The organism is Phaeobacter italicus (assembly GCF_001258055.1).
Lineage (GTDB): Bacteria > Pseudomonadota > Alphaproteobacteria > Rhodobacterales > Rhodobacteraceae > Phaeobacter > Phaeobacter italicus.
Map to the genome: position 1 here is coordinate 40,756 of NZ_CVRM01000035.1, position 13,807 is coordinate 54,562.

Here is a 13,807-nt window from a genome sequence, read left to right on the forward strand (position 1 = left end):
GGCAGGTAGGATAGAAATCATCCCGTGGTTGCCCGCTTGGCCCAACTCTCGCCTGATTTACTGGTTAAGACGCCTTAACTAAGGGGGCTCGGGTAGAGCTTCCAAAAATGGTGTGGGATCAGGTTGGGATCAATGCGGGACGAGTCGGGGATCCGGGTATGAGTATCAAAAGCTTGGCGGCCTTTGCCCTTGTCTGTGTCGCAATCATCGCTGCTGTCGACTATGAACGCCAGTCACGCGACCCGTTTGGCCAGTGGCAGGATCTGAGCGTGGGCGATTATGTCTCCAGCGTGCGCCTGCGGTTTGGGCAGGCAGACGAAACACATACCGCGCCCCGCGACCCGCTGCATTCCGGTCAAACCCGACCCGGCCATGCCCAAGGGACCAGATCGCAAACCACCGGCCCCCGCATCGCGGCGCATCTGCCGCAGACCGGCCTTGCCCCCGCAGACGAAAGAGCAGGGCTGATCGGCAGCATGGTGTCTGCCGCAGGCTCTGGCGTCGCGCGCAATATGCCCGCAGTTCAAGACGATCTGTTTCAGTCGGTGAAGGGCCTGTTGGGATCGGACGACGCCGCCCCTGCGCGCCGCAGCGGTCAGGCGTTCGGCAACGGCAGCACGGCGCGCAGCGTCGGGATCTGCATTCGTCGCGGCAGCACGCTCAGCTGCGATTGACCCCAGCGCCTTGCCACCACCAACTCCGCAAGATTTGTCCGTTTGGCCCGTGCTAGCTGCGGGATGAATTTGCATATGGGAGACGACATGACCTCTGTCGGACATTTCACCTGGACGGACCTGTCCACCTACGACATGGCTGCGGCCAAGACAGTCTACAGCACCCTCTTTGGCTGGCGATTTGAGCAGGACGCAACCTACGCCTTTGCCACGCAAAACGGCGATCCGGCTGCGGCTGTGTTCCCGATGCCGGAGTTTCTGGCCAAGATCAACATGCCGTCCTTCTGGATGTCTTATGTGCAGGTTGACGATCTGGACAAGGCCGTCGACATCGCACGCGGCCACCCCGGCACCATCATCGAGATCGAGCCGCATGACTTTGACGGGGCAACGCGCATCGCGCTTGTACGGGATCCGGCAGGGGCCGGGTTCACCCTTGTTCAGGGCAGCACCCTGATGGCGCCCGCATCGCAGTCGTCGCCCCATCAGGCCATTCCGGGTCAGGTGCTGCGCCGATATCACCACGTGCCCGATATCACCCTGATCGAAGGGTTCTACGGGGCGCTGTTCGGCTGGAGCTTTCACAAGATCGCAGAGATCCCCTGGCCGGTCTATGACATCCGCCACCCCGACGGCAGCCTTGTGGCGCAGGCCGAAGAGGTGCCAGAGACGATCCGTGGCAAATTCCGCTACTGGATGCCCTGTTTTGCCGTGCCCTCGCTGGATGGTGCGCGCAGCGCGGTGCAGCGCATCGGGGGAGAAATCACCGGGGATCTGCAGGACGGCCGCCTGATGGCGGCGGACAGTCAGGGGGCGGCGTTTATGATACAGGCGGCGGGCGATCCTGTCGGGGCAACAGCCACGCCCGCAACCGACCACAGCCCACGGCCCTGGCGTGCGGCACTTGGCCTGCTCTGCATCTGGCTCGCCGTGGTGATGGAGCTGCCGTTGTTCTGGGGTGTCCTGTTTCTGCTGTGGAGCTGGTCTGCCTTGCGCGCGGGGCGGGCGGATTTCATTGACCCCGTGGACCGCCAGCGCAATCCGCTGCTGTTCTGGGGTCTGTCTGCGACCTGGATTGGCCTCAGCCTCTGGATGATCGGCGCGGCGTTGGGCCTCTTTTGACCGCCTTGGTGGAGGCAGATTTGACCCCGCGGCCAGATCCCTAGCCAGATCCATAGCCAGGTCCGGGGGCAGGGGTGTTGCCATAGCTGCGCACGCTGTGTTCGGAATTGCTTTGGATGGCTCTGCCATACTGTTCAGGATCGCGATCTCTGGCAGGCCTGGCACGTCTGCCACCCCAAGGAAACGGGCCCTTTGGCAGGGGCACGCATGATTGATATCCCGCGTATGGGGGGCAACCCCCATCCACCTTCCGCCCATGGGCGGCGCCGCCTTCTTATTCTACCCGCTCCGGGGTCCACATCACACAGCATGGCCCCGGCATCTGGAAACGCAGACTGGCCGACAGACCGAATACCCAACGGCACGTCAGACACCGACGCCAGGGCCACGTGCCCGCACCCAGCGACGCCGGGAATCTCCTGCTGTGGCGGGGCACAAACTGGTGCAAAACCAGAGGCCAAACCCGCAACGCTTTCCCTCAAATCCGTCAGATCCCCCCAGAAACCGCCATTCTGGGCGACCCTAGGTCGGTTTTGTCATGTTTTGGGTCGGATGGATTTGGAGCGAAACCGCAAGGCCGGGCATAACTCCGTGCAACGAGTCATCTATTCGGGAGATCGGGCCCATGAAAACCCAAGTCAAAGCATTGGTCGTCGGCGGTGGTGCCGTCGGGACATCCATTGCCTATCATCTGGCCAAGGCAGGCTGGGACGATGTCATGCTGATCGAGCGGGACGAGCTGACCTCCGGCTCGACCTGGCACGCAGCTGGCCTGCTGCCGCTGTTCAACATGTCCTATGCGACCACCCACATCCACAAGTACTCGGTCGATTTCTACAAGACCCTTGAGGAAGAGACCGGCCTGAACGCGGGTTTCGCCGTGGTGGGCAACCTGCGCATGGCGCAGACCCAGGAACGCATGGACGAATACATGCTCTATGCCTCCACCGCAGAAACCTGCGACGTGGACTACGAGTGGCTCACCCCCGAGCAGATCAAGGAACGCTGGCCGCTGATCGAGACCGGCGACCTGAAAGGCGCGATCTACCACACCGAAGATGGCTACATTAACCCCGCAGACGTGACCCAGGCGATGGCCAAGGGCGCCCGTCAGCGCGGCGTTGAAATCCACCGCAAACTGCAGGCCGATGCCTTCCACTGGACCGGCACCCACTGGGAAGTCACCTGCACCAAGATGGTGGAAAAAGGCGGCAACCTCATCGAGAGCGACGAGCAGGTGGTCATCACCGCAGAGCACGTCGTGACCGCATCGGGCAACCACGCACAGCGCACCGCCAAGATGCTCGGCATCAAAATGCCTGCGATCCCGGTTGAACACACGTTCATCGTCATGGATCAGGACCCCGAGCTGGTCAAATGGCGCGAAGCCGGCAACCCGGAGCACCCGGTCATCCGTGACGCCGACAATGAATCCTACGCCCGCGAAGAGCGCGGTGGCTGGATCCTCGGCATCTACGAGCACGGCGCACCTGCACGTTTCGAACATGGCGTACCGGACAGCTTCCGCGCCGACCTGTTCCCGCTGGATCTGGACCGGATTGCCGACCAGTACATGGCAATGGCAGAGCGCGTTCCCTCCTGCGCCGAATCCGGCCTGAAAGACGATTTCAACGGTCCGATCTGCTACACCCCCGACGGCAACCCGCTGGTTGGTCCGGCACCGGGCCTGCGCAACATGTGGCTGGCAGAAGGTTTCTCCTTCGGCATCACCGCCGCTGGCGGCACCGGCTACTACCTGGCGCAGATGATGGTGGACGGAGAGGCCGAGATCGACATGGCGTCGCTCGACCCGAAACGCTACTCCTCCAACTGGATGACCACCGAGTTCGCGGCCCGCAAGAACGAAGAGTGCTACGAGCACGTCTACATCCTGCACCACCCGGACGAAGAGCGCCCGGCAGCCCGCCCGCTGCGCACCGCTCCCGCCTACGACCGCCAGAAAGCGCGCGGCGCACAGTTCGGCTGGGTCAACGGCTGGGAACGCCCGAACTACTTCGGCCCCGTGGATGCGCCTGAAAACTTCGACGAAGAGAGCCGCTCTTTCCGTCGTGGCAAATGGTGGCAGCACGCTGTGGACGAAGCCAAGGCAATCCGCGAAGGCGTTGGTCTGATCGACGCAACCGCCTTTACCAAGCACGTCGTCAAAGGCCCCGGTGCCACCCAGTTCCTCGACTGGTTCACCTGCAACAAACTGCCCAAGGTCGGCCGCATCAACCTGACCTACGCGCTGACAGCCTTCGGCACCACCCGCACCGAATACACCATCGTGCGCAACGGCGAGAACAACTACTACCTCGTCTCCGCCGGCGCCTGGTCCGAGTATGACGCCGACTTCCTGCGCAAGGCGGCCGAGGACAAGATGGAGGAATTCGGCTACATCGAGATTCAGGACGTGACCACCCAGTGGGGCGTCTTCGCCATCGCAGGCCCCAAGTCCCGCGATGTGCTGAAAGAGGTGATCGTCGACGCAGATCCGGAAACCGCGCTGTCCAACAAGCGCTTCCCCTGGCTGTCGGCCCGTCAGATCGAACTGGGCATGTGCCCGGTCAATGCGATCCGTGTGGCCTATACCGGCGAACTGGGCTGGGAACTGCATCACCCGATCGAGATGCAGAACTACCTGTTCGACCTGCTGGAGAAAGCCGGCGAGAAGCACGGCATGAAGCTGGTCGGTGCGCGCGCCCAGAACTGGCTGCGTCAGGAGAAATCCTACCGTGCCTTCGGCAACGAGCTGGGCCGTGACGCGACCCCGCTGGAAGCCGACCTGCCGCGCTTTGTCGATCTGGAGAAGGACTTCCACGGCAAGGACAAGCTGGTCGAAACCGGCGTCCGCGTGAAGTGCTGCACCCTGTTGATCGACGGCCCGGAAGATGCCGATCCCTGGGGTCGCGAGGCGCTTTATGCCGAGGATGGCACCCGTGTGGGTCGTCTGACCTCCGGCGGCTACTCGGTCGCCTTCGAGAAATCCATCGGGATGGGTTACGTGAAGCCTGAAATGGCCGTGGAAGGCACCAAGCTGAAGGTGAAGATCCAGGACAAACTGTGGGACGCTGTCGTCACCTGCGACAGCCCCTACGATCCGAAGAACGAAACCATCCGCGTCAACGGCTAAGCCTGACCAAAAACAAAAGCCCCGGCACCGCGCCGGGGCTTTTTTCGTTGGAGGGAAGGTGCAAGGGAGCGGAAAAGACGCGCAACAGCCAATCCTCCCGCCCGTCACCACTCGGATGTGAAATCCGAAGGTTCCCGTTGGGCCAGGCAGGCCGCGCCGCAGGCGCGGCCTGCCTGGCCCGCCCCGCGACGGGCGCAGCCCGGCGCAAAGCCTGTGCCCCACCCTGCAGGGCATTTCCTATGATCAGGCCTGCTGCCGCGCGTGCAGTTTGCGTCGGTGCCGTTCGAGAAAGCTCTGGCTGGGGAGAAACCGGCTTGGCAACGCAAGGCGGGGGCTATCGATCCGCTCCAGGGATTTGCGGGCCTCGCTCGGCACGTCTTGTGCGATGATCAGGCGATAGTCTTCGTCGAAGGAAATCAGGTGCCTGTCAAAAGCCCGGTCGTGCAGCGCATTGAGGCAAATGCCATTTTGCGGGTTCAGACGTACCGAGTGATCCTCTGCCCATCCCACGATGTGGCTTGCCGTCAGAAGCCTCTGGTCTTCGATCCCACTCAGCGCACATCTGTGTTTGTATGAGGTCAGGATCATCTCGCGAAAGAACGCCTGCCCTCGGCGCTGACGGACGAGGGCAGTTGGCTCTTGCGGGTGGTGCTGCTCAAATCGGGCCTGTCTTTCCGCAAAACCAGCCACAGGGTCCTCGTTCTGGAAAGGCGTCAGCGGTGCCGCATGATCGAGGATTGTGTCTGGTGTCCGCAGGAATTCTTCCCAGATCTTTCGATCCAGGGCAGATGCATTCTGCATGCCTTTCTGGGGCAGGCTGTCATCCAATGCTGCGAGATTGGCGAGCTTTAGCGCCACCGCACTGGCGGTGCGGCCGATCTCGCGGGCCAGAGCGATGATATCAGGTTGTCGGCTGTGGAAATTGCCGAACTCGAGCCGCAGATAGAGGGTCAGGGCCTTGCGCACTTCGGCGTCGGTCCAATGTCGTCGCATCGTCATAAAATCGCAAAATAAAATCCTGACAGAGGCTGCCAGGACGTCGGTGCGAATTCAAGCACAACCCTTCCTACAAGACAAAGGCGGGGAGTGTGGCCCCGCCTTTGTTCTCATGTCGCCCCGCCTAGTGAAAGGCCGCCTGCGAGGGGATGGTCGGGCGGTCCTGGGGCGTGGGGGCAGGGGGCAGCCAGGGGCCTGTGGTGTCCTGCGGGACGGCCCAGGCGGGGTTCAGCCAGATGGCGGCGTCGCTGTCCTGTGCGGGTTGCGGGGCGGCTGCAGCGGGGCGGGTGCTGTTGATGCTGAGGCTCAGCTGCGCGGCGTCATGCTGCGCGGTGAGCGACACCACCGCGCCGGTTTTGACCGCGCACGGGGCCTCCATCAGATAGGCGGTGCGCCCCCAGTGACCATCAGAGGCCAGACCGTTGTTGACCGCGATGCCCTCTGCCAGCTGCATCTCGAAGGTGACAAGCACCGCATGCAGGGTGCCGGGCATGGCGCAGGTCAGCCTGCGCTGGCTGTGGCCGGGATCGATGCTGGGGCGGGTGAAGTCGAAGGTGAACAGCTCCTGCGCCGGGCCGAGCGAGCGCGGCGGGCTGGCAGAAAACTCCCCCGGAGTGATCTGCGCCACATTGGCAAAATGGTGAAAGGCGCTGAGATCAAAGCCTTCGGCGCTTTGCGGTTGCCACTGCTGCGCCAGATGCGCCGCCTCGACAGGCTGTGCCAGCAGACGCCCGGTTTCGGGAATGGCCCGTGCGCCGGGTTTGGCCAGCGCACCCATCGCATGGGTCAGCGTCGCCAGCGCGCCTTCGCCCAGAAGAACCGTATCGACGATTTCGGAAATCACCACATCCGCAGGCTCCGGCATGTCGCTTCCAATGACAATCTCATGCGACCATTTGCTGATGACGGTGATCCGATCCGCCAGCCCGTTTCGGGCGATCACCTGACGGGCGGCTTCGGCGATCAGGGGTTGCTGTTCACAGGTATAGACGTGCTGCGCACCGGCCCGTGCGGCCAGCATGGCGGTCAGCCCGGCACCGCAGCCAATGTCGAGCACGATGTCACCGGGGCGCACCTTGGCAGCAATGGCCGCGGCATAGGCCTGATTGCGGGCCTGATCGGCCAGCATCGGAAAATGCCAGCGCGGCACAAAGGTCTGATAGAGCCGCTCGCGCAGGATCTGCGCCTCGTGGTGCTGGGGGTCGAGCGCCAGCGCCTCATTCAGCAGACGCGCGGTTTGCAGACCGCCATCCCCCAAAGCTGTGGCCTTGGCCAAAGCGACCAGATGGTCGGCATCGACGGCGGCGGCGGGGCTTTGGGCGGGCAAGGCAGGCATCGGGGAAGGGGCAGGCGTCTGATTTTCAAGCAACTTTCAATTTTCCCTTGTTTTGAGGCAAATGCGTTGCGGCGACTATCGGGCATTCGCATCTAATTTTCGGTAAAGGGAAACGGGCATTGTTGTGGCAGGGGGCGGCCCGGTTGTTCTGCTGGCTCTGGGCTTTTTGTGGGGCTTTTAATCTGCGCTCTGCCGTGGCCGGGTGAAGGGGGCGGGCCAGGACCATCAGTGGCCCGACCCGGCACTCAAGACAGGCGCGATATCAGGCGGTCAGCTCGTCAAAACAGGCCATCGCCTTTGAGGCATACATCATTGATGGGCCACCCCCCATCTGGATCGACATGGCCAGCACATCCCCCAGCTCTTCGCGGCTGGCGCCCGCCCGCACAAGGGCCTCGACATGCAGGCCGATACAGTCCTCGCACCGCAGCGCGACCGCGATGCCAAGGGCCACGAATTCCTTTTGCTTGAACTCCAGAACGCCCCCCTCCTTGACTGCTTTGCCAAGCCCGCCAAAGGCCTGCGCGGTCTGGGGAATGGCGCGGTTCAGCCGGCGCAGCCGGTCGCGGGTCTGGGTGAGTTTGTCATGCCAGTTCATGATGTGGGATCCTTTCACATTCAGGTAATGGAATGCGTAAGGCGACGCCCGTTCCCGGACTTTGATCTCGATCAGCCGGATGCGGTTTTGGGGCAGCTCAGGCCGGTTTTTCCGCAATCAGGGCAAGATTGTTGGCGGGCATTTCCACCACCTCTGCCATCTCAAGCCCTTGGGCCTGCATCCAGTCCATGACGTCGAAATCATCCTTGTAGCCCACGTCGGGGTCATGGGCGGTCAGCTTGGTGTGAAAACTGCGGTCGCCCTCGGATGTCAGCTCTCCGGCGCGCATGAACGGGCCGTAGATCATCAGCCGTCCCCCCGGCGCCAGATGGCGCGCGGCACCATCAATCAGGGTTCTGGCTTCGGGCGCGCTGATCAGATGCAGGAGGTTGCACAAAGTGATGAGATCATAGCGCCCCAGCCCTGCGGGCCAGTCGGTTTCGGTGGCATCAAGATGCAGCGCAGGGGCAATGTTTGGGCTCGCCTGATCGCGCACATGATCGCGCACATGCGCATCGATGCTGGCCCGGCGCAGCGGATCGACCTCGCTTGGTTGCCACAGGATATGCGGGCAGCGCGCGGCAAAGCCCGTGATGTGCTGACCGGTGCCGCTGGCGATTTCCAGCGCCTTGGGCTGGGGGCGGTCCGGGCGTGCGGCAGGGGCAATCGCGGCGATCAGATCTGCAAGCGGCGCAAGGTTGCGCGCGGCAGAGGGAGAGAACAGCTTGGGCGAGGTCGCGTCATCGGCCGGGGCCACGACAGAGGCTGCGCCAGGGACGGATCTCACGGCCATTGTTTGTCCTTTCCATATGTGTCGGGCCCATACGTATCGGGCCGTTTGGAATTGGCCCGCTTGCCCGATCGGTTACGCCCCGCGCAGACGTGCCGGGCTGAGAGCGGCCAGGGTGGCCGCGTCAATCTCCGGTGCCGCGCCTGTCATCAAAGCGGCAATCAACCGCCCGGCAGCTGGTGAGGACTGCACGCCATAGCCCCCCTGACCGGCGCACCAGACAAAGCTGGGCTGATCCGGATCGGGACCCATCACCGGCACGCCGTCGTTGACGAAACTGCGCAGACCGGCCCAGTTGTGTTCCACCCGCGTCACAGGCTCGCTGACCATTTCTTCATAGCGGGCCAGCCCCTCGGCCAGCACCATGTCATCGGCATAGGCATCATGGGGTGCGACCGGATCGGCATCGGCGGGGGAGACCAGCAGTTTGCCCGCGTCCGGCTTGGCATACCAGCATTCGCCCACCCCCATGATCATCGGCCAGGTTGTGACATCATGGCCACCGGGGGCAGGCAGCCGCGCCATGGAACGGCGTTTGGGCTGCAACCCAATCGGGGCAATATTCGCCAGCGCGGCGATTTCATCAGCCCAGGCACCGGCGGCATTGACGACACTGCGGCAGCGCAGGGTTTCGGTGCTGCGCGCGGCCCCTGATCCCGTGGTGATGTCGACCTGCCACATACCGTCAGCGGCAGCATACTGCAGCGCCGTGACCTGTGCATCGGTGCGGATCACCCCGCCGTGGCTGCGCGTGACCTTGGCAAAATCCTGTAGCAGACGGTCGGCATCCAGATCCTCGGCAGTGTCGTGATAGGCGGCAAAGCCCACCGCGGCGGGGTTCAGAACCGGCACCATCTGCACCGCCTGTTCCACGGGAATCTCTGTCAGCGACAGGCTCACACAATCGGCGGCAAATTCCTCTGCCTGATCGGGGCCTGCGACCAGCATCATGCCGCGCGGACTGAGATAGCCGTTGCTGCGATGATGGGCCTCGCTGGCCTGTGTCAGCACCTGCACCGGGCCGGGGCCGTAATGGGCCTCGAACATCGCGGCAGAACGCCCGGAAGAATGATAGCCAAGCGCGCTTTCGCTCTCCAGCACCAGGGTGCTGCGCAAGGGGCTGAGCGCGGCTGCGGCGCTGAGGCCGGCAAGCCCGCCACCAATGATGATCACATCAAGGATCTGATCGCTCATGCCTGTTCCTCCAACCGGTCAGTTGCCGGGGCAGGGCGCGGCGACAGCGCCGAAATCCGTTCATAAAGCGCGGGCGTCATGTCAATCTCCAGCGCCGCCAGCGACGGGCGCAGCTGCTCCAGCGAGCGGGCAGAGATGATCGGTGTCACCTGCGCGCCATAGCCTGCCGCCCAGGCCACTGCGAGGCTCGCAGGCTCCACCCCAAGCTCTGCGGCCAGATCCGCAAGGGCACGCGCGCTGTCCAGCATCCAGGGCTGGCCATAGCGTTCGCGGTAGCGCGGATCATCATCCAGCCGCCCCCGGCTGCTGCCCGCGGCCGTGTCGCCCGCAAGACCCGCGGCGTATTTCCCGGTCAGCATCCCGCCGCCCAGCGGAGAATAGGGCGCAACGGCAATCCCCTGATCGGCACACATCGGCAGGATCTCGACCTCGACCTGACGTTTGATCAGCGAATACATCGGCTGCAGAATCGCCGGGCTAAGATCAAATTCCTGTCCGATCATGATCGCCTTCATCACCTGCCAGGCGGCAAAGTTCGACAGGCCGAGATAGCGAAACTGCCCGGCCGCGCGCAGCTCTGCCAGTGTGGCAAGCGTTTCGCGTAGATCGGTGTCTTCGTCGTAGCGATGCAGATACAGGATATCGACCATATCCTGCCCCAGCCGCGCGCGCGACTGATCCAGCTGGCGGCGGATATTCTCGGCGCCCGCACCACCGGTATAGGCAACCTTGGTGGCGATCAGCAGACTGTCACGCGCGTCGCGGATCAACTGGCCCAGGATCTCTTCGCTGCGCCCGTCGGTATAGACCCAGGCGGTGTCGAAATGGGTGATGCCTGCAGCGCGGCAGGCGGCATACATCTCGGCTGATTGGGCGGCGTCGGCGCGGCCGCCAAATTGCATGGTGCCAAAGGCAAGGGCGCTTGCGGGGGTGCCATCCAGGCTGATCAAATCGGTGTTCATGGCGCAGAGCGTGGCATGAGTTCGCAGCAACCAAAAGCCCCAAAATTCCCATACGTTGTGCAAAATCACCGCAGGCTCGCGCTGGCCTGTTTCAAAGCCGTGGCGCAATCGTGAATGGCAATGACACCGGGCTCGGAGTAGGGACAGATATGTTTGATTCAAAGATCCGCCCGTTGATTGATCCGGTTCTGAACGCCCAGGGCGCAGTGATTGCGCGCGCAGGCATAAGCGCCAATCAGGTGACATTGCTGGGGCTGGCGCTGGGGTTGCTGTCGGCGGTGATGATCGCCTGTGGCCTGTTTGCGCTGGCCTTGCTGCCGTTGCTCTTGTCGCGGCTGGCCGATGGTCTGGACGGTGCGGTGGCGCGCGCCAGCGAGCCAAGCGACTTTGGCGGCTATCTTGATATCACCTGCGATTTTCTGTTCTACGGCGCGGTGCCGCTTGCCTTTGTGCTGGCCGATCCTGTGCAAAACGGCGTCGCCGGGGCGTTCCTGCTGATGACCTTCTATGTGAATGGCACCAGTTTTCTCGGCTACGCGGTGCTGGCGGAAAAGCACAAGATGAAGAGCGAAGCGCGCGGTGTCAAAACGCTCTATTTCACCGGGGGGCTGCTGGAAGGGGCCGAAACCATCGGCTTTTTCGTGCTCCTGTGTCTGCTGCCTGCATGGTTTGCCCCTATGGCCTGGGTCTTTGGCGCGCTGTGTCTGGTGACTGCGGGCTCGCGCGTGCTGCTGGCGCTGCGGGTGTTTCGCCGCGACTGAGGTGCTGCGCCGCGCGCCCCGAATTTGAGTATTTATGGAAAGATGACGGGGCAAGGGCAGGGGCCCCTGCGACGTCTGCCATCGCCGCTGGCCAGTCATGGCCCCACGAAAAAGGCCCGCCAGAGGAGGCGGGCCTTTCGTGTTGTTTCATCTATCAGATGGTGCGAGCCGCTTATTGCGGGATGTCGCCTTCAAGACCTTCGACGTAGAAGTTCATGCCGGCCAGGGTGCCGTCATCGGCGGTTTCGCCGTCTGCCAGCCAGTCAGAGCCGTCCTGTTTCTTGATCGGGCCGGTAAAGGCGTGGTAGCTGCCATCGGCCAGCGAAGCCTTGAGCGCCAGGGCAGAGGCCTTGATCTCTGCCGGAACAGCGTCGGAAATCTCGCCAATTTTCACCATGCCGGCGCCGATGCCGTCCCAGGTGTCGCTGCTTTCCCAGGTGCCGTCCATAACCGCCTTGGTGCGGGCGATGTAGTAAGGCGCCCAGTCATCGATGATGGAGGAGACGCGCGGCTTGGGGCCGTATTCCGCCATATCCGAGGCCTGACCAAAGGTGATCACATTGCCTGCGGCCTGAGCGGCGGCCTGCGGCGCGGTGGAGTCGGTGTGCTGCAGGATCACGTCTGCGCCCTGTTCGATCAGAACCTTGGCAGCGTCAGCTTCTTTTGCAGGATCAAACCAGGTGAAGGCCCAGACGATTTTGAACTGAACGTCGGGGTTGACTTCCTTGGCGTGCAGATAGGCAGAGTTGATGCCGCGGATCACTTCGGGGATCGGGTAGGAGCCGATGTAGCCGATGATGTTGCTCTCGGTCATCTGGCCTGCGATGTGGCCCTGAACGGCGCGGCCTTCGTAGAAGCGGGCAGAATAGGTCGAGACGTTGTCAGCGCGCTTGTAGCCGGTGGCGTGCTCGAACTTCACGTTGGGGAATTTCTTGGCAACGTTGATGGTTGGATCCATGTAGCCAAAGGAGGTGGTGAAGATGAGATCCGCGCCTTCCAGCGCCATCTGGGTCATGACGCGCTCGGCGTCGGGGCCTTCGGCCACGTTTTCGACGTAGACGGTTTCGACCTTGTCGCCGAATTCCTCGACCACGGCCTTGCGGCCCTGATCATGTTCGTAGGTCCAGCCACCATCGCCCACCGGGCCAACATAGACAAAGCCGACTTTGGTTTTGTCATCTGCGGCCACGGCGCCGGTTGCCAGGCCAAACGCCACAGCGGCGCTGGTCAGCAGTTTGTTCAATTTCATCTTTACGGACTCCCCGTTTTGGTTGTTACGCCCAGGAGAGGGCCCTGGACGATGAGCGACCCCCGCCAGATCAGCGGGAGGCGTGGAAATTGCGGCCAAGGGCGGCGGGTGCGCTGCTCTTGTCCGCGGAAAGGATAACAAGCACGATAATTGTGATCACGTAGGGCGACATTGCCAGATACTCGACCGGGATGGCAACGCCTGCGGCCTGCAGATTGAGCTGCACAACGGTGACGCCGCCAAAAAGATAGGCACCAAGCAGCGCGCGCCAGGGCTTCCAGCTGGCAAAGACCACCAGCGCCAGCGCGATCCAGCCAACACCGGCCGTCATGCCTTCGGTCCATTGCGGTACCCGGATGAGGCTGATGTAGGCGCCGCCAATGCCCGCACAGGCGCCGCCAAACAGGATCGCCATCAGACGGATACGGATCACCTTGTAGCCAAGCGCATGGGCGGCATCGTGGTTTTCCCCCACCGCGCGCAGCACCAGCCCGGCGCGCGAGAACTTCAGCAGCGCCCAGACCGCGGCGGTGAGCGCGATGCCGAAATAGAGAATGATGTCATGGCCAAACAGGATCGGGCCAACCACCGGCAGATCGCTGAGGACGGGAATGTGGATGTCGCTCATCTGCGGCGGTTTCACCCCCACATAAGATTGCCCCATCAAGGCCGACAGCCCCAGGCCGAACAATGTCAGCGCCAGACCCGACGCCACCTGATTGGCCTGCGCAATCTGTGTCAGAAAGCCAAACAGCACCGACAGCGCAGCCCCGGCAAAGGCGGCCGCAAAAAAGCCCAGCAGGGGGGAGCCGGTTTCCACCGCGGTGGCAAACCCAGCAATGGCGCCGGTGATCATCATGCCTTCGACGCCAAGGTTCAGAACGCCTGATTTCTCCACCACCAGCTCTCCGATCGCGGCGATCAGGATCGGTGTGGCCGCCACCATCAGCGAGGCGACCAGGAGGACGGGATTGATTGCAGAAAGATCCATG

General features: G+C 63.0%; 12 protein-coding genes. 4 read left to right on the forward strand and 8 right to left on the reverse strand.

Translation table 11 applies throughout. The features are described from left to right. The first annotated feature begins 158 nt into the window (after positions 1-158). The 3 genes from NIT7645_RS17185 to NIT7645_RS17195 all read left to right on the forward strand — a co-directional run bounded on the left by NIT7645_RS17185 (position 159) and on the right by NIT7645_RS17195 (position 4,929). Positions 159-674, forward strand: coding sequence for a hypothetical protein (locus tag NIT7645_RS17185; RefSeq protein ID WP_037302686.1), 516 nt, complete (start codon positions 159-161; stop codon positions 672-674). 87 nt (positions 675-761) lie between these two features. After that, entirely contained in the window at positions 762-1,796 is a 1,035-nt protein-coding gene (locus tag NIT7645_RS17190; protein ID WP_110732342.1) for a VOC family protein, read from the forward strand. 625 nt (positions 1,797-2,421) lie between these two features. Continuing rightward, the gene (locus tag NIT7645_RS17195) at positions 2,422-4,929 is read left to right on the forward strand and encodes a GcvT family protein (RefSeq protein ID WP_008562445.1); all 2,508 of its coding nucleotides are present in this window, start codon (positions 2,422-2,424) and stop codon (positions 4,927-4,929) included. A gap of 243 nt (positions 4,930-5,172) precedes the next feature. On the opposite strand, the gene NIT7645_RS17200 is transcribed toward NIT7645_RS17195, so the two are convergent. From NIT7645_RS17200 to NIT7645_RS17225, 6 genes are all read right to left on the reverse strand, one after another. Continuing rightward, the gene (locus tag NIT7645_RS17200) at positions 5,173-5,922 is read right to left on the reverse strand and encodes an HNH endonuclease (protein ID WP_242656133.1); all 750 of its coding nucleotides are present in this window, start codon (positions 5,920-5,922) and stop codon (positions 5,173-5,175) included. Between the two features lie 127 nt (positions 5,923-6,049). Beyond that, positions 6,050-7,294, reverse strand: coding sequence for a class I SAM-dependent methyltransferase (locus NIT7645_RS17205; protein ID WP_008560996.1), 1,245 nt, complete (start codon positions 7,292-7,294; stop codon positions 6,050-6,052). Positions 7,295-7,523: 229 nt separating this feature from the next. Next, complete coding sequence (locus tag NIT7645_RS17210; RefSeq protein WP_008562377.1) at positions 7,524-7,859, reverse strand: carboxymuconolactone decarboxylase family protein; 336 nt, start codon at positions 7,857-7,859, stop codon at positions 7,524-7,526. Positions 7,860-7,956: 97 nt separating this feature from the next. Then, complete coding sequence (locus tag NIT7645_RS17215; RefSeq protein ID WP_008560845.1) at positions 7,957-8,652, reverse strand: DUF938 domain-containing protein; 696 nt, start codon at positions 8,650-8,652, stop codon at positions 7,957-7,959. Positions 8,653-8,724: 72 nt separating this feature from the next. Further along, the gene (locus NIT7645_RS17220; RefSeq protein WP_008562216.1) at positions 8,725-9,843 is read right to left on the reverse strand and encodes an NAD(P)/FAD-dependent oxidoreductase; all 1,119 of its coding nucleotides are present in this window, start codon (positions 9,841-9,843) and stop codon (positions 8,725-8,727) included. Next, positions 9,840-10,805 (reverse strand): aldo/keto reductase, encoded by a 966-nt coding sequence (locus tag NIT7645_RS17225; protein ID WP_037303081.1) that lies wholly within the window; start codon positions 10,803-10,805, stop codon positions 9,840-9,842. The genes NIT7645_RS17220 and NIT7645_RS17225 overlap by 4 nt, the downstream gene beginning before the upstream one ends. Positions 10,806-10,954: 149 nt before the next feature. Between NIT7645_RS17225 and NIT7645_RS17230 the strand changes: the two genes are divergently transcribed. After that, positions 10,955-11,566 carry a CDP-alcohol phosphatidyltransferase family protein gene (locus NIT7645_RS17230; protein WP_008562466.1) on the forward strand — a complete coding sequence of 204 codons (612 nt, stop codon included), beginning with the start codon at positions 10,955-10,957 and terminating at the stop codon, positions 11,564-11,566. 172 nt (positions 11,567-11,738) lie between these two features. Here NIT7645_RS17230 and NIT7645_RS17235 read toward each other — a convergent pair whose 3' ends face one another. Together NIT7645_RS17235 and NIT7645_RS17240 are read right to left on the reverse strand one after the other, a co-directional pair. Continuing rightward, positions 11,739-12,815 (reverse strand): BMP family ABC transporter substrate-binding protein, encoded by a 1,077-nt coding sequence (locus NIT7645_RS17235; protein WP_008562595.1) that lies wholly within the window; start codon positions 12,813-12,815, stop codon positions 11,739-11,741. Between the two features lie 70 nt (positions 12,816-12,885). Beyond that, the gene (locus tag NIT7645_RS17240; RefSeq protein WP_008561847.1) at positions 12,886-13,806 is read right to left on the reverse strand and encodes an ABC transporter permease; all 921 of its coding nucleotides are present in this window, start codon (positions 13,804-13,806) and stop codon (positions 12,886-12,888) included. Between the last annotated feature and the right edge of the window lies 1 nt (position 13,807).